Source organism: Parabacteroides sp. AF27-14 (assembly GCF_003635425.1).
GTDB classification, from domain to species: domain Bacteria; phylum Bacteroidota; class Bacteroidia; order Bacteroidales; family Tannerellaceae; genus Parabacteroides; species Parabacteroides distasonis.
The window spans coordinates 150,027-166,367 of the sequence record NZ_QTLZ01000001.1 but is presented as its reverse complement, the minus strand read 5'-3'; the positions used below and the strand labels follow the sequence as shown (position 1 = coordinate 166,367).

14 protein-coding genes are annotated in these 16,341 nt (G+C 45.6%); 7 read left to right on the top strand and 7 right to left on the bottom strand.

The window, feature by feature from the left end; all coding sequences use genetic code 11:
• Positions 1-49: 49 nt before the first annotated feature.
• From DWY79_RS00735 to DWY79_RS00710, 6 genes are all read left to right on the top strand, one after another.
• On the top strand, positions 50-3,193 hold the full coding sequence (locus DWY79_RS00735; protein WP_036623335.1) for a TonB-dependent receptor: 3,144 nt from the start codon (positions 50-52) through the stop codon (positions 3,191-3,193).
• 17 nt (positions 3,194-3,210) lie between these two features.
• Complete coding sequence (locus tag DWY79_RS00730; protein WP_005865951.1) at positions 3,211-5,010, top strand: RagB/SusD family nutrient uptake outer membrane protein; 1,800 nt, start codon at positions 3,211-3,213, stop codon at positions 5,008-5,010.
• A 32-nt stretch (positions 5,011-5,042) separates the two neighbouring features.
• A complete protein-coding gene (locus DWY79_RS00725; RefSeq protein WP_005865953.1) occupies positions 5,043-5,939 on the top strand; it encodes a sugar phosphate isomerase/epimerase in 897 nt (298 codons plus the stop codon).
• 183 nt (positions 5,940-6,122) lie between these two features.
• Positions 6,123-6,317: a PspC domain-containing protein gene (locus DWY79_RS00720; protein WP_005865954.1), complete on the top strand. Its 195-nt coding sequence runs from the start codon at positions 6,123-6,125 to the stop codon at positions 6,315-6,317.
• Positions 6,318-6,320: 3 nt separating this feature from the next.
• Positions 6,321-8,342, top strand: a complete 2,022-nt coding sequence (uvrB, locus tag DWY79_RS00715) for an excinuclease ABC subunit UvrB (RefSeq protein ID WP_122368688.1) — start codon at positions 6,321-6,323, stop codon at positions 8,340-8,342.
• Positions 8,343-8,345: 3 nt separating this feature from the next.
• Positions 8,346-9,218, top strand: coding sequence for an N-acetylmuramoyl-L-alanine amidase-like domain-containing protein (locus tag DWY79_RS00710; protein ID WP_053093255.1), 873 nt, complete (start codon positions 8,346-8,348; stop codon positions 9,216-9,218).
• On the opposite strand, the gene DWY79_RS00705 is transcribed toward DWY79_RS00710, so the two are convergent.
• Positions 9,212-11,416: a DUF5686 family protein gene (locus tag DWY79_RS00705; RefSeq protein WP_122368687.1), complete on the bottom strand. Its 2,205-nt coding sequence runs from the start codon at positions 11,414-11,416 to the stop codon at positions 9,212-9,214. The two genes, DWY79_RS00710 and DWY79_RS00705, sit on opposite strands and share 7 nt — an antisense overlap.
• A 213-nt stretch (positions 11,417-11,629) precedes the next feature.
• Here DWY79_RS00705 and DWY79_RS00700 point away from each other — a divergent pair, with 213 nt between their 5' ends.
• Positions 11,630-12,280 (top strand): Crp/Fnr family transcriptional regulator, encoded by a 651-nt coding sequence (locus DWY79_RS00700; protein WP_369799702.1) that lies wholly within the window; start codon positions 11,630-11,632, stop codon positions 12,278-12,280.
• Positions 12,281-12,342: 62 nt separating this feature from the next.
• Here the strand turns inward: DWY79_RS00700 and kdsA are convergent, their stop codons facing one another.
• From kdsA to DWY79_RS00670, 6 genes are all read right to left on the bottom strand, one after another.
• Entirely contained in the window at positions 12,343-13,146 is an 804-nt protein-coding gene (kdsA, locus tag DWY79_RS00695; protein WP_122368686.1) for a 3-deoxy-8-phosphooctulonate synthase, read from the bottom strand.
• The gene (miaA, locus tag DWY79_RS00690; protein WP_122368685.1) at positions 13,143-14,066 is read right to left on the bottom strand and encodes a tRNA (adenosine(37)-N6)-dimethylallyltransferase MiaA; all 924 of its coding nucleotides are present in this window, start codon (positions 14,064-14,066) and stop codon (positions 13,143-13,145) included. Before miaA ends, kdsA begins: the two co-directional genes overlap by 4 nt.
• A 69-nt stretch (positions 14,067-14,135) precedes the next feature.
• Positions 14,136-15,137, bottom strand: coding sequence for a type I glyceraldehyde-3-phosphate dehydrogenase (gene gap, locus DWY79_RS00685; protein WP_005861834.1), 1,002 nt, complete (start codon positions 15,135-15,137; stop codon positions 14,136-14,138).
• A 185-nt stretch (positions 15,138-15,322) separates the two neighbouring features.
• Positions 15,323-15,697 carry a hypothetical protein gene (locus DWY79_RS00680; protein WP_005865964.1) on the bottom strand — a complete coding sequence of 125 codons (375 nt, stop codon included), beginning with the start codon at positions 15,695-15,697 and terminating at the stop codon, positions 15,323-15,325.
• A complete protein-coding gene (locus DWY79_RS00675) occupies positions 15,657-16,064 on the bottom strand; it encodes a phage holin family protein (protein WP_005861838.1) in 408 nt (135 codons plus the stop codon). Before DWY79_RS00675 ends, DWY79_RS00680 begins: the two co-directional genes overlap by 41 nt.
• A gap of 7 nt (positions 16,065-16,071) precedes the next feature.
• A complete protein-coding gene (locus DWY79_RS00670; protein WP_005861840.1) occupies positions 16,072-16,293 on the bottom strand; it encodes a YtxH domain-containing protein in 222 nt (73 codons plus the stop codon).
• Positions 16,294-16,341 lie beyond the last annotated feature (48 nt).

Genomic DNA, 16,341 nt, shown 5'->3' with positions numbered 1-16,341 from the left:
ACCCCCCCCCCCCCCCCCCCCCCATAATTATTCTGTAAATCAGGGTGATATAAGATTTACGGGTACCGTTATTGATGAAGCCGGTATACCTGTGATTGGTGCGAACATTCTTGTAAAAGGGACGACAAACGGAACGATTACCGATATGGATGGTAGGTTTACGTTAATCAATGTCCCTGAAAACGCAATCTTGGTGGTTTCTTATATCGGATATCTAGACCGCGAGATTCCTGTGGCAGGGAAAAGTACGTTGGAAATCCGTTTGAAAGAGGATACACAGAAGTTGGATGAGGTCGTTGTCGTAGGTTATGGCGTGCAGAAAAAAGTGAACATGACCGGGTCTATATCGAACGTGAAAGCAGATGATCTATCAGTGATCCCGAGTACAAACCTTTCAAACTCTTTGGCCGGACGTGCGCCGGGAGCTACGATCACGGGTAACTCTGGTTTGATGGGAGCTAAATCCGAGATCCGTATGCGTGGAGGATTCGGTGATCCTTTGTTCGTTATTGATGGGGTGATTCGCGATAAAGAGGCTTTTGACTTGCTGGAACCTTATGAAATAGACCAAATGAGCTTTTTGAAAGATGCGGCTACCGCCTCAATCTATGGTTCCGCTGCAGGAAATGGTGTCGTGTTGGTAACGACCAAGGGAGGAACGAAAAATCAGAAACCGATATTTAATTACCAAGGTTCTTATGCGTTTAGTAAACCGACTCAGGAATTGTTTGCCGACCGTTGGGATGCGATTGATGATTTGGACTATCAGAATGCGGTAGCTCGTTTCCAAGGTACGCCGCTTCCAAATGGCGAGGAGGAGTATGCCTATTTCCGTGACAATAAGATCAACTATAACGTGAACGATTATATTTGGCAGAATCCCTGGAATACGAAACACTCCTTGAGCGTGAACGGTGGTACGGACAAGGTAAAGTATTATGTGATGGGATCGTTCTTGGCCGAGGAGGGATCGTATGTGTCATTGGCGAATAAGAAATTTTCTTTACGTTCGAACCTTTCTGTCGATTTGACCAAGTATATAACCATGAATGTGAACTTGGATGCGAATCAATCGAACGATAAGCGTTTCTACTGGCCTTTCTCAGACGATGACGACCAAGCGGTGTACGATTTATACCGTTGTACCTTCAACGCAATGAAGACAACGCCGTTTTACTCTTACTTAGACGGAACGCCCGCTAACACCATCACGGACTATCCGATCTATCAAGACTATGGTTCTTGGCAGGGATGGAATCCCGTGGATCAAGTGGTTGGAAACCGTTATTTGAAGACACGTCGGCGTAACTTGAACGGTATCGTTTCGTTTAATATCAACCTTGATTTCATAACGAAAGGTTTGAGCACGAAAGTGATGGCCTCTTATCTGGGCCACGATTACAACCGGAAGCGCTTTATGACCTTCCAGAAAAACTATAAATTCCAGCAAGCGGATCCGCAAGGCAATCGTTTCTTGCCGGCTCCATTGAATCTGAATGAATATAATACCTTCAACTTCTCGCAGAATTACGAGAATCTGGAGTATAAGACTAAACAATTGTGGACCGAGCAATTCAACTGGTTCGTGAATTATGCCAATACGTTCGGTAAGCATGATGTGGCAGCCATGGTGGTATTCGAGCAGGCATCTAATGGTGGCGAGGAGGTATCGGCCAAAGGTGAGTCTCCGCTTACGAATTTAGACCAGATGTTCAACTATTCGTCCGATGCTTTGCGGCGCTGGGGCGAGGCGAAGGAGAAGACCGGAGGGCGCCTTTCTTGGATCGGCCGTTTCAACTATACATTCGATCAGAAGTATATCGCCGAGTTCTCTTTCCGTTACGATGGTAACACCCTCTTCCCGGAAGGTAAGCGTTGGGGCTTTTTCCCCTCAGTGTCCGCCGCATGGCGTATCAGCCAAGAGTCGTTTATGGAGTCGACGTCCGATTGGTTGAGTAATTTGAAGATCCGTGCCTCTTATGGTACGACGGGTAACGATATGGATTTGAGCAAGAACCCGGTAGACAAGGTGGATGCGTTCTCTTATTTGCAAAAGTACAAACTGGGTGAAAAATATATCTTCGGTAATAACTTGGCAAATACGATTGTGGCTGGAGCGACTCCGAACTATGCCTTGACATGGGCAACCTCTACTACTTATAATGGTGGTTTGGATTTTGGTTTCTTCAATAATCGTTTGTCTGGAACGTTCGATGCCTTTTATCGGAAAGAGGTAGATATCCTCGGACCGCGTACGGTGACACTCCCAAGCACGTACGGACAGGCTTTGGCTCCGGAAAACTATGCCGAACGTTCTTGGCGAGGCGGTGAGTTGGCCTTGACTTGGATGGATAAGGCTGCGAATGGCGACATTACTTACTCCGCCTATTTGAATCTGGGATTCGCACGTGATCGTTGGGATGTATTGGATGAGGATGCCACTTATCGAGAAGGGGGTAACCTGCATGCATTGTCGAAATTGGGCAAGGCTGAGGGAATCTTGACGGGTCTGATCGCCGATCACTTGCTGACGGATCCGGCTGAGGTGGAAGCCTTGAAGGCGAAAGGTTTCAAGCAATTCGGACGAGATCCCTATCTGGGTGGTATCTTGTATAAGGATACGAGAGGTGATGGCTACTCGGAGGGACCAGACGGACGGATTGATAGCAATGATGAGTATAATTTGTTGAGTGAGAATGGTACGCCGCGTATCAATTATGGTTTTGGCGGTAGTATCAAGTGGAAGGGAATCACGCTGGATGTGCATTTTCAAGGAGTCGGAAAATATGATCGCTTCGTAGGTGGCGTAGATAAAGGTTTCTATCAACATGGTGGTACGATTCGTCCTTATTTCCCGATTTGGACGAGTGATAAAGTGTACGATCCGGAACTTAATCCGGATGGAGTTTATCCACGTATCACGGGTACGAGTTGGTATGAGTCTGGAGCGGGTAATACGAGTTACTGGATGCGTAATGGCGCTTATTTGCGTTTGAAGAATCTGAATATTGGTTACGATTTGCCTATGGCTATTCTTCGTCCGTTAGGAATCACGCATGCTCAGGTATTTGCGAACGCTACTAACTTATTCTGTATTTCAGCTGTGACCGAGTTCTTGGATCCGGAACAGGAATATTATGATTCTTATCCTTTGATGAGAACGTTCTCTTTTGGTCTTAATTTCTCATTCTAAATATAATATAGGAAGATATGAAAATGATTCAATTTAAATACGCGATAATTAGTACAGCCTTTTTGTTAGGTGGAATGACAACAGGCTGTGACACGTTGGATATCGACAACCTAGAGACCTACGATGAGTCTATGGTTTGGGGAGACCTTAATCTGGCTCAGGCTTACGTGAACAATCTGTATGAGGAGTGTTTTGAGGGATGGAGTGTTTCTGCCGACCAAAATTCGGATCAAGTGACGGGTATTCCTTGGTATTTGGGTACGATCACGGAGACCGGGGATAGTTATAAAAAATGGGACTATACCAAGATCCGCCATATCAATGAGGCGATCTTTAAACTGGAGTCTAGCGTGATAGAGGATAAGGATGCTGTGGATTTCATGTTGGGACAAGCCTATTTCATGCGTGCCTATATGTATTATTGGATGGTGTTGCATCATGGTGGCGTACCTTATTTGAAAGTGCCGCAAGATAAAGATAAGGATGATTTGTACGTGAAACGTAACTCTACGCCGGAATGTTTCCAGTTTATGATAGAGGATTTGGATCATGCGATTTCCTTGTTGCCTGCCAAGATTGCTGGTAGTTCCAGTGATTATGGGCGTATAGACCAGTGTTTCGCAAAGTCTTGGAAAGCAAAGACCTTGTTACTGAAAGCTTCTCCTCAGTTCAATCCGAAACGTATGTATGATAACGCATACTGGAAAGAGGCTTACGTGGCGGCTAAGGAGGCGTATGATTTTTGTGTGCAGAATGGCATCGCATTGACTGAGAATCCGGCGGATATTTGGTTACAAGAAAAAGGTCCGGAGGTAATCTTCCCGGTTATTTATTCAAATCCGAACCGTGTCGCTACTTGGGAGTATGGGACGCGTCCGGCTTCCGTGAGCCGTGATAAACCTTATCATAATCCTACTTGGGAATTCGTAAAGGATTTCCCGATGTTGGATGGTAAGCGTTACGACGATCCTACGGGTAAGTATTACGTGGGCGACGAGCAGGCTTTGCTGAAGGCTTTCTGGAAGAATCGCGATCCGCGTTTCAACAGGGCTTGTTTGTATAACGGACGCGAATGGCCGGTTGCTGGTAGACCTGCCGACAACCGTATGTATAATGCCTTGGGTGTGAGCAATGCGGACGATCAATATGGTGTCAATCCGAATGCGGGTGTCAATGCGGCCAACAATGATATTTTTTCTGGAATGTATAATTACAAAGTGTCCGATCTTTCCTTGACACAAGACAAGGTGATGACGTTCGATATTGATTATATCTTGATGCGCTTTGCCGAAGTGATGTTCATCTATGCGGAGGCCGCTAATGAGAACGGGCATTCAGATGTAGCTATCGATTTGTTGAAACAGATCCGCAAGCGTGCGGGTATAGAGGCTGGAGCTGATGGTTTGTATGGCTTGAAGGTGGGTAGCCGTGAGGAGATCCGTCAGGCGATTTTGGATGAGCGTCATATCGAGTTGTGCTATGAGGGACATCGTTTCTGGGACTTGCGCCGTACGCGTAATATGATGATGTTGGCCGGTTGGACAAAACATGGTATCGAGGCGATCGCAGTCAACCCGGATGGCTCGGATATGGACTTGAACATCGCTCGCGACCGGATCGCCAAGAATGAGTTGACTACCGGTGATTTCCGCTACGTAATCCATCAAGTTCCTTATACGGAGGCAGCTGAGCGCCAGTTCGTGATCGAGGAAAGCTTCTATTTCTTCCCGATCAAGAAAACTTACTTGGACGAGAACCCGAATTTGGAGCAGAATAATAATTGGGGAGGTACGTTCAATCCGACTATGGAACAATAATTAATTGATTCTTAGATTGAATAATAAGGAATATGAGCATTAGGAATTATATATGGACGTGCGCGGTGGCTATGGCCTTGATTGGTCCAGTCATGAAGGCGCAGGAACAGATCACGATCGGTGTCATCCAATATGATGTATGCGATATAGACAAGAGCTTCAAAGACCTGCATGAGCAGGGCTTTGGTTCTTGTGAGTTAAATTATAGTGAAAAAAGATTTACGAAGGAATTGGCGGAGCAGGTGAAGGCCGCTTCCAAGAAGCATCGGATCCGGGTAACTACGTTGGTTGGTGTGCCGGGAAGTAAAAGTACGTGGAATTTTCGTCAAGGACCGGCCACGATCGGCCTGGTACCTACCGATGAGCGTTCCGAGAAGTTGGACGTATACCGTAAAATGATCGATTTTTGTGTGCAGGCAGGTATTCCGGCTATGCACTCGCATTTTGGATTTATTCCAGAGGATCCGTCTTCGGTGCAGTATAAGGATTTCATCGAGGTGATGCGTGGCTTGGCTACTTATGCGAAGGAGCGTAATGTCATGATTTATTTCGAGACAGGGCAGGAGACTCCTATCACTTTAATTCGTGCGATCCGGGATATCGGTACGGGTAATTTGTTTATCAATTGTGATTTGGCGAATTTACTAATGTATGGCAAGTCGAACTCCTTGGATGCGGTCAAGTTGTTTGGTAACTTGATTAAGGAGTTCCATGCGAAGGATGGCAAGTATCCGGATCCTGGCAATCCGTATGAGCTGGGCCGTGAGGTACCGATCCCTACGGGCGATGTAGATTTCCCCGCTGTGATCGCTGAGTTGAAAAAACAAGGATTCAAGGGCGCTATAACAATTGAATGTGAGCTGAATGGTACTCGCCATGATTATGTGATCCAAACTCGTAAATATTTGCAAGAGTTGCTGGAACGATAGGCTGCTTAACCGCAATTGTAAGCGGTGTTGAATGCCCATTGTAAGTGCTTTATAATGCCCATTATAAAGAGCCTGCAATGGGCATTGTCGTAATTGTAAGAATTATCGACTGGAGTTGTTATTTTATTAGAAGGAAAAAATTATCTTTGCGTGTATACTGTCTAATTGTTAAAATAGAGGATAATGGAAGAGAAGAAAAGATTGACTCGTTCGGATGATAAGATGATAGGTGGCGTTTGTGCCGGTCTTGCGGAATACTTGGATATCGATCCGACGATCGTACGGATCGTATGGGTATTGATGGTTCTTTTCGCCGGATTCGGTATACTGCTTTACGTCATATTATGGTTGATAATGCCTAAACAACAGATCGGATAAAGAATGAATTTTGAAATATCGTCTTCGTTCAGTCCCACGGGTGACCAACCCGAGGCGATTGCGGCATTGTCGGAAGGGATCAAGAACGGCGTTCCTTTCCAGACACTTTTAGGTGTTACCGGTTCGGGTAAGACGTTTACGATCGCTAACGTGATAAAGGAAGTTCAGAGACCGACCTTGATACTCAGTCATAATAAGACGCTTGCCGCTCAGTTATACGGTGAGTTTAAAGCGTTTTTCCCCAATAATGCGGTAGAGTACTTTGTCTCTTATTATGATTATTACCAGCCGGAGGCCTATCTACCTTCTACCGATACCTATATAGAGAAAGACTTGGCGATCAATGAGGAGATCGATAAGCTGCGTTTGAGGGCCACGGCTTCCTTATTGTCGGGTCGTAAGGACGTGATCGTGGTCTCATCCGTGTCCTGCTTATATGGCATGGCAGACCCTACGGCTTTCGCCGAGAAAGTGACGCATCTGGAACGGGGTATGCGTATCGACCGGGATAAGTTGTTGCGCCGGTTTGTAGACGCTCTGTACGTGAATAATAAGCTGGAGTTCAAAAGCGGCTGTTTCCGTGTGAATGGCGATACGGTGGATATTTTCCCGGCGATCGAGACCTTCGACGGCATGGCGTACCGTATCGAGTTCTGGGATGATGAGATAGACCGCATCTCCTCTTTCAATCCGTTGACAGGCGAGGAGTATGATGAGCAAGATGAGCTGAATATTTATCCTACCAATTTATTCGTGACCACCCAAGAGCGTATCAATACGGCGATCGGTCAGATCGATGTGGATCTGGGGACGCAGGTGAATTTCCTCAAGGAGATCGGTAAGCCCTTCGAGGCGAAACGCCTGTATGAGCGTGTCACGTTTGATCTGGAAATGATCCGGGAGCTAGGGCATTGCTCGGGTATCGAGAACTATTCCCGTTATTTCGACGGACGCGCGGCGGGAGATCGTCCTTTCTGCCTGTTGGACTATTTCCCGAAAGACTTCATGCTAGTCGTAGACGAGAGCCATGTGACGATCCCGCAGATTCGTGCGATGTATGGCGGGGATTATGCCCGGAAGAAAAACTTGGTGGAGTATGGTTTCCGTTTGCCCTCGGCGATGGATAACCGTCCGCTTACCTTCGATGAGTTCGAGTCGTTGACGCCTCTAGGCATTTATGTGAGCGCTACTCCCGCCGATTACGAGTTGATAAAGAGCGAGGGAGTGGTGGTGGAGCAGGTGATACGTCCGACAGGCCTGCTGGACCCGATTATCGATGTCCGTTCTTCATTAAACCAAATCGACGACTTGATGGAGGAGATCACGCAGCGCTCGGCAAAAGACGAACGAGTCTTGGTGACTACCTTGACCAAGCGTATGGCGGAAGAGCTGACTACGTATATGACCCGCATGGGGGTACGATGCAACTATATACATAGCGATGTAGATACCTTGGAGCGGGTACAGATTATGGACGACCTGCGGAATGGCCTGTTTGACGTGCTGATCGGTGTCAACCTGCTACGCGAGGGGCTGGACTTACCGGAAGTCTCGTTGGTCGCTATCTTGGATGCGGATAAGGAAGGCTTTTTGCGTTCCCACCGATCCTTGACACAGACAGCCGGGCGTGCCGCCCGAAACGTGAACGGAAAGGTTATCTTCTATGCCGATAAGATCACGGCGAGTATGCGACAGACCATGGACGAGACCAATCGCCGGCGGGAGAAACAGATGGCTTATAACGAGGCGCATGGCATTACTCCGAAGCAAGTCATGAAAAACAGTGTCTCTTTGCTTGCCGAGAAACAACAAACGGCGGAGCCTTACGCTTATATAGAGCCGGAACCAAGCTTGGTAGCGGACCCGGTCGTGCAATACATGAACCGTACGCAGCTTGAGAAGGCGATCGAGCGGACTCGCAAACAGATGACGGAAGCAGCGAAGAAACTGGATTTCATCGAGGCTGCCCAATTCCGTGACGAGCTGGTGAAATTGGAGGATTTACTGAAAACGAAAAAGGATTAGCTTATGAGAAGGGGAATGCTACTGCTCGGTTTTTGGATGTGTGTATGTATGGTGTTTTTAGTGAACGCCCAAGAGCATACATCCCGTAAATTGTATTGTACGGATGAGGATCGTGCTATTTTTGATCGGTATTGTACTCAGATGGAGCCTAAGAAGTCGTTACCCCTAGACGAGCTAATGATCCATACCGCCCTTTTCTTCCGGGGGACTCCTTATGTCGCCTCTACCTTGGAAAAGGAGCCGGAGGGCTTGGTGGTCAATCTGCGGGAACTGGATTGTACCACATTCGCGGAGACCGTATTGGCTTTATCCCGTACCCTGCGAGAGGAAAAAACTACCTTTGAGAACTTCTGTGAGAATCTACAACGGCTCCGGTACAGAGAGGGTACGATAGGGGATTACACGGATCGTTTGCATTATATGACGGACTGGTTCTATGAGAATGAGCGAAAAGGAATCGTGAAAGATATAGGGAGGGAAATCGGTGGTGCCTCCCTACCTTTGGATTTATCTTTTATCTCTACGCATCCGGATAGCTATAAGCAACTGAAGAACCATCCGGAAAGAGTTCGAAGGATGGCCGATAAGGAAAAGGAGATAAACCTACGTCCTTATTATTATGTGCCTAAACAAGAGATCGACAAATGTTCGTTCAGAATCAAGAATGGCGATATCCTCTGTTTTGTTACTTCTATCAAGGGGCTGGACGTGACGCATGTCGGGATCGCCTATTGGAAGGATGGACAACTGACATTTATCCATGCCTCTTCTTCCGCTAAAAAGGTAATCATCCAAGCATCCTCCTTACGAGATTACGCCGAGGGGATAAAGAGCTGTAAAGGGATATTGGTAGCCCGCCCGCTATCTATTCATTGAAATAACTCGAAGGCAAACTTGAATCCCATGCTTTGGTAATGCCAGCGATCGAATCCGGCGAATATCCCGATATTAAAGATATGGTTCCCGATCCCGTATCCGACTTCCGTATAGCTAGGCAAGACCGGTGTCCATAGCTGGCTCCAATAAAAACGTTCGGAGAGGATATAGCGTGAGGCCGTTTGCATGAACTTTTTCGTGGAGTTGATGCGGAGGATCTTGAATAAGACAAAAGGGCTTTCATACATGAAATGCGCTTGTATATACTTATCGGAGGCATTGAACCACTCGCCTTTCAGCAGATTGAAGACTCCGCCGATCTGATCATCCCATGTATCGGGGAAATTCCTGCGGGTGAAATACCTAAAGTCCGCGAAATAGGTAGACTTCTGTTGTGTATAAAGACCGGCGCTGATATGATAGTTCAATCGTCTGCATAGGCCAAGCATAAGGCTTTGATGCACGTCCGCCTCTATACGTCCGTAATCTCCCGAGCTTTTCCCGACTCCGGGGATACCTCTCGCTATTTCGATTGATATCGTGGGATAGTAAGAATAGACATACTCCTTCCGGTATCCGTCCATGCGATAATATTGGCGGGGGGTATAGGAGAAACCGAGCGTGGGCGTAAAGTCATTATAATTTTGGCTGAGTATTTCCTCTACATCATCCCCGGGATCGATCTCCACTCTCTTTTTAGAGGGGATACGCCGGTGGTAAGTGATACCCGTCGTTAATTGAAACCCATTGAATAACTCGATGGAGTTTTTTATTTCCGCATAGTAGTGTTTGAAATACTCAAGGTTTAAATCATCAAAATTGAAGGTGGAATCTTTTAGTTCCTCATTGATCTTTTGGGTGATCTCGGAGGAGTAGCTTTCATTACTGTTTCCTACTTCTACCGATAAGATTCCCCGTTTCTGCGGCGAGTATTCCCAATCGCCTCCGACCTTGAAAAATATCTGCTTGCGCTTGAATACGTAACCAATCTCCGGACGGAAACGAATTTGTTTGTCACGGGCGAATGTCTTGCTGATACGGAATCGCTGTTTGTAAGTGATGCCGTTACGGGCGGAATAACCCAATTGGAACGGATTTAGAAAGCCGGAATATTTAATACGGGTCGTTTTATAATCCATATTGACCGTATTCGTCAACTGCTCTGTTAGCTTAACGTACTTCTGGAGATCATCGGCCGTATCGATTTTACTTATATTCTGCTCTTGGGCTTTACTGTATAAGTGGGCTTCATCCGGACTCAAGGGATTGTCACGATGGATATTCCAATACGTGGAATCCCTGATAATAGGAACCGTATCGGACGAGAGTTTGTAATAATTGGTCAGGTCCAAGGATTTCCACTTATGGCTTTCGTTGTCCTCCTCCACCCATTCCACTTCCTGATACTTAAAGGAAGAATGGTAGGTGGTTGCCACCGCGTTTCCCAATACCCTGTATCGGAGGAATAGATCCGCCTTCTCGGGTAGGATGAACCGCCTGAAATCCCGTCCGTAGCTCATGACTAGGTTGAATTCGGCGAAAGAGTAACGACCGTTCATATCGATCTTGTCGATCGTCCATGACTGGTCGATGACATATAAATCCCCGCATACCAATTTCTGGCTCCATTGCTTCGGCAGGAAACGGATTTTGTAAATCGTCAAGCCGTTGATAGTCTCCAGCCCTTCCAAGTTGAACGTATAAAACTTAAAAGCGTTGCTGGCTATCGGCATGAAGATGGCATCATCGTAAGCGGTGGGGGAGTATACGTTCAAATTCAAGAAGGCCAAGGCCTCCTGCTGCTTTTTCCCGTTGGGTATGCTGTTTCCGTTGACCGCCTTTAGATCATGAAGATAGTTCTGCGGAGCGTTAAATTTAGATTGGCTGACCATCTCAAAAAGCATATCCTTATTTTTTCGGTCGATAGGGAAGATATGGTGGGCGAGACGTATTAACATATTTTGTTTTAAAATTTCTGTACGTCCTTTGATATAGATCTCAGCCTCATATTTCGATACCGTATTTTGGTATTGGGCCGCTTTTTCGATGACAAGGTGCATGATCGAGTCCGCCCGTTCTCTCGTTTCTCGATTCCCCTTGCCAAAAGACAGGATCTTATCACTATAAGTATCAGTGCTCTTTGCGAAAATACTTATAGAGATTAAAATCAAGGTAAGTATCGAATATAACTTTTTCAACGATTTTACATTCTTTCCAGACAAACATAATGAATAAATTTCAGTTTAGACGTGAAAGAAAGTAAAATGTTACAATATGGTGTAATTAATCGTACAAAAGTTTTTATTTTTTCAAAAGAAAAATCGTATATTTGTGCTTCATAAGTATGTTATATAGCAGTCGTGGTTAAACAGCAAAAAGAAGAGGTCGATTTATCGGCCAGTTTATCAGAGGTGTGGAGGGTTCTGACTGATAAGGAACGTGAGATCCTCCGTAGTAATTCGACGATCCAGCATTTCAAACGTAATGAGTTGATTTATTGCGAGGGCGACGAACCAAAGGACATGATGTGCTTGTTAAAGGGTAAAGTGAAGATTTACAAGGATGGAGTAGGTGGCAGAAGCCAGATTATCCGAATGATTAAGCCTGTGCAGTATTTTGGTTACCGGGCTAGTTTCGCTCAAGAAGATTACTTGACGAACGCTTCCGCATTCGAGGCTTCTACGGTTTGCATGATTCCTATGACAGTGGTTACGGGCCTTTTAATGAGCAATCCGAATTTGGCTATGTTTTTCATCCGACAATTATCCATTGATCTCGGTATCTCGGATGAACGTACGGTTAACCTTACGCAAAAACATATTCGTGGGCGATTGGCTGAATCTTTGTTATTCCTGAAAGATAGTTACGGGCTGGAAGAAGACGGTGCTACGTTAAGCATCTATTTGGCTCGTGAAGATCTGGCAAATCTATCTAATATGACTACATCGAATGCTATTCGCACGTTGTCCACCTTTGTGGCGGAACGTATCATTGCTTTAGACGGTAGAAAGATTAAGTTGATAGATGAAGATCGGTTGAAGAAGATCAGCAAGATGGGATAATTAGATTATTGATCGTAAAAATAAGAAATAAAGGGGCCTTTTTAGTAAGGGCCCCTTATTTTTTATAGGATCGCTTGGCGTAGACGTACCAAACGTGTCAAAAGATCTTCCAATAAATCCAGTTTTAGCATATTGGTCCCGTCGGATTTGGCTTGGCTTGGTTCCGGGTGGGTCTCTATAAATAGGCCATTCGTGCCCACGGCTATCGCGGCTTTCGCTATCGTCTCGATAAGGGCGGGTAATCCACCGGTCACGCCGGAGGTTTGGTTCGGTTGCTGCAAGGAATGGGTTACATCCATAATGACTGGGAAACCGAATGTTTGCATTTGCGGGATACCCCGGAAATCGACAACAAGGTCGGTATAGCCGAATGTCGTTCCCCGCTCGGTGATCATGACATTATCATTTCCCGCGTCCACTACCTTTTGTACGGCGAATTGCATGGCACCCGGCGAAAGGAACTGTCCTTTCTTTATATTGACGATCTTCCCGGTCTCGGCCGCCGCTACCAATAAATCCGTTTGACGGCATAGGAAAGCCGGGATTTGAAGGACATCGACATATTCGGCGGCCATGGCAGCTTCCGTTGTCTCATGGATGTCGGTAACGGTGGGAATATTGAACGTCTCGCCCACCTTCCGTAAGATCTTTAACGCCTTCTCATCCCCGATGCCCGTAAAAGAATCCAGACGGGAGCGATTCGCTTTCCGATAGGAGCCTTTGAATACATAGGGTATATGCAGTCTTTCCGTGATACCCACTATTTTGTCGGCGATACGTAACGCCATATCTTCCCCCTCGATTACGCAAGGACCTGCCATCAAGAAGAAGTTCTCGCTTTTATTTAGATCGTTTATTGTTATCATAGCTGATTATTTAGAATTCGCATTGTTGTCGCTATTTTTTCTTCGGTCGGTAGAGTGGCGTCTATCCAATGAATCTCGCAACCCCGGCGTTCCATGCCCCGGAACCAAGTCATTTGCCTCTTGGCGAATTGATGGATCGCTATCTCGAGTTGCGAGACCATCTCCTCAAAAGAAAGCTCCCCGATAATATATAAAGTAAGAAACTTATATTCCAATCCGTAATAGATCAAGTCTTCCGGTTTAACACCCGTAGCCAAGATCGTACGAACCTCATCCACCATTCCTTCGTCCAACCGGGTCCGCAAGCGTCTGGATATTTTTTCCCTACGTAATTCCCGGTCGATGTGGATACCGATGATCAGGCTGTTGATCGGATTATATTCATTTACGTCTGGTGCCTGAGTCTTATAATACTCCTCGATCTCGATCGCACGGATAGCCCGCTGGGCGGTGTCCACGTCCGTTTTATTATGTAATATCTTATAAGAGGCGAGGATGGTTTCCAGTTCCTCCAAGGTTTTATTCCTCAAGGATTCCCTTAGCTCAGGATTTTGAGGCACGTCTAATAGCTTATATCCTTTTAGTACGGCCTCTATGTACATCCCGGTTCCTCCGCATAAGATCGGGAGTTTACCCCTCCGCTTCATATCCTCATAGACCCGGAAAAAGTCATGCTGATACTCAAATACGTTATATTTATAGCCGGGCTCGCAGATATCGATCAAGTGATAGGGGATTTGTTTTCCATTCACGTTGTAATCGGCCAAATCCTTACCCGTCCCGATATCCATAGAACGATAGATCTGCCGGGAATCAGCGCTGATGATCTCCGTATCCAACTGGGCGGCGAGAGCGGTGGCGAAGGTCGTCTTTCCGGAAGCCGTAGGCCCTAGAATCGTGATAAGTTCATATGATTTCATGATACAAACGTACGAAAAAAAAGGCCATCCTCAAAGAGGATAGCCTTTTCTATGTAGAGTGGTAATAAATTACTTACCAGCGATAACGCGAGCCATCTCACAAACTTTGTTTGAATAACCCCACTCGTTGTCGTACCAAGATACGATCTTAGCGAAGTTAGAATCCAAAGAGATACCAGCTTTAGCGTCGAAGATAGAAGTGTTAGCACAGCCACGGAAGTCAGTTGAAACAACTGCGTCTTCAGTATAACCAAGAACACCTTTCAATTCGCCTTCAGAAGCTTCCTTCATTGCAGCGCAGATGTCAGCCATAGAAGCCTCTTTCTCAAGAACTACTGTCAAGTCAACAACAGAAACATCAGAAGTCGGTACACGGAAAGCCATACCTGTCAATTTGCCGTTCAATACAGGTAATACTTTACCTACAGCCTTAGCGGCACCCGTTGAAGAAGGGATGATGTTCTCAAGGATACCACGACCACCTCTCCAGTCTTTCTTAGAAGGACCGTCTACAGTCTTCTGAGTAGCTGTAGCAGCGTGAACTGTCGTCATCAAACCTTTAACGATACCGAACTTGTCGTTCAAAACCTTAGCGATAGGAGCCAAGCAGTTTGTAGTACAAGAAGCGTTAGAGATAATGTCTTGACCTGCGTAAGTTGTATGGTTAACACCGTAAACGAACATAGGAGTAGCGTCCTTAGAAGGAGCAGACATGATAACTTTCTTAGCGCCAGCTTGGATGTGCTTGCGAGCTGTCTCGTCTGTCAAGAAGAAACCAGTAGACTCAACAACAACGTCAGCGTCAACCTCGTTCCATTTCAAGTTAGCAGGATCCATCTCAGCAGTTAAACGGATCTTGTTACCGTTTACAACCAAAGCGCCGTCTTCTACAGCTACTTCGCCGTCGAAACGACCGTGTACTGAGTCATATTTCAACATGTATGCCAAGTAATCAGCATCCAAAAGGTCGTTGATACCTACAACTTGAATATCGTTGCCAAAGTTAGCAACTGCAGCACGGAACACCATACGTCCGATACGGCCAAAACCGTTAATACCTAGTTTGATCATTGTAATAAAACTTTTTATGGGTTTATTAATAATAAGTCTTTATTTTTATCTCTTATCCATCGCAAGGAGTAGATATTCATTTTATCCTTGCTTTAACGACTGCAAATGTAGTCATGTTTTTTGTATTGAGCCTTATAATATAGCGAGAAAAAAACTGCCCTCTAACATAAATTAATTGTTGGAGGTTATTTCTTTTTCTTGAATAAGAGATTTGAGAACCATTTTTTCGCTTTTTTGATTCCCCACGTCATAATAAATGGTTGAGCGAGATCCCAAGCGATGGGAATCATGCCTTTCGCTATGGATAAATAGTCTGAGATCCCTAAAGCGATGGAGGGTTGTCCGGCCGTTACGGGAGCTGTGTTCTTGTCGTTTGTTTTTGTCGTTGACTTATTGCTAGGGAAAAGGAGAGACGATAGTCCGGATAACAACAAACTTCCGGCGTTCTCCTGTATATAAGAGAAATCCTCATTCAATTTCTGTTCCTGCCGCTTACATTGTCTCTGTATGCGTTCTTTGTCAGAAATCAGTTTCTCCAGTGGGGTTTGCTGGTTGTTCATCGTTTGTCGCGTTATTTTTATCGTCATTCGCCGTCATGGCGGCTATTACCTCATTTAATACTTTTGTGCTGATCCTGTCCCTATTCATTATTATAATGCCGATAAGTAGCAGGTACAAGACCGCCACGATACCGAATCCGAACCCGGAGGAGCCGAGCCAATCCCCTAGGAAGAAGCCCAAGGCCAAGAATATGAACAAGATGGCGAAGAATGCCAAAAACAATAATATCAAGCCATATGAGAGAACGGCTATGACTTTACCCGTTCTCTCATATGTACTCAACTTTAGGAGCTCAAGTTTTAACTCCACATAAGCCGATACATCTTCTTTCAGCTCACGGAAGACTGTTCCTGAATCTTTCTCCATACAAAGCTTATTCAGCTACGATTTCTTCTGTTGCCTGTACTACTTCTTGCTTTCCTTCTTTATATTTGGCAAGAGCGGAGTTAAAACCTTCTTTTACTTTTCCGACAACACCGTTCAATTCTTCCAGTAATTGTTCTCTCTTATCTGTCGCTGCCAAATAACCTACAGCTGCACCAACAGCCGCGCCTACTACAAGGCCAAGTAATAATTTTGAATCTACGCTTTTCATAACTTTTTCTTTTTAGAAGTTTCCACTAAGATAACGTATTTATTTGGA

Bases quoted from the DNA above. Each gene is read 5' to 3' on its own strand.
- DWY79_RS00730 (WP_005865951.1), top strand. From the start codon at position 3,211: ATGAAAATGATTCAATTTAAATACGCGATAATTAGTACAGCCTTTTTG.
- DWY79_RS00725 (WP_005865953.1), top strand. From the start codon at position 5,043: ATGAGCATTAGGAATTATATATGGACGTGCGCGGTGGCTATGGCCTTG.
- DWY79_RS00720 (WP_005865954.1), top strand. From the start codon at position 6,123: ATGGAAGAGAAGAAAAGATTGACTCGTTCGGATGATAAGATGATAGGT.
- uvrB (WP_122368688.1), top strand. From the start codon at position 6,321: ATGAATTTTGAAATATCGTCTTCGTTCAGTCCCACGGGTGACCAACCC.
- DWY79_RS00710 (WP_053093255.1), top strand. From the start codon at position 8,346: ATGAGAAGGGGAATGCTACTGCTCGGTTTTTGGATGTGTGTATGTATG.
- kdsA (WP_122368686.1), bottom strand. From the start codon at position 13,146: ATGATAACAATAAACGATCTAAATAAAAGCGAGAACTTCTTCTTGATG.
- miaA (WP_122368685.1), bottom strand. From the start codon at position 14,066: ATGAAATCATATGAACTTATCACGATTCTAGGGCCTACGGCTTCCGGA.
- gap (WP_005861834.1), bottom strand. From the start codon at position 15,137: ATGATCAAACTAGGTATTAACGGTTTTGGCCGTATCGGACGTATGGTG.
- DWY79_RS00680 (WP_005865964.1), bottom strand. From the start codon at position 15,697: ATGAACAACCAGCAAACCCCACTGGAGAAACTGATTTCTGACAAAGAA.
- DWY79_RS00675 (WP_005861838.1), bottom strand. From the start codon at position 16,064: ATGGAGAAAGATTCAGGAACAGTCTTCCGTGAGCTGAAAGAAGATGTA.
- DWY79_RS00670 (WP_005861840.1), bottom strand. From the start codon at position 16,293: ATGAAAAGCGTAGATTCAAAATTATTACTTGGCCTTGTAGTAGGCGCG.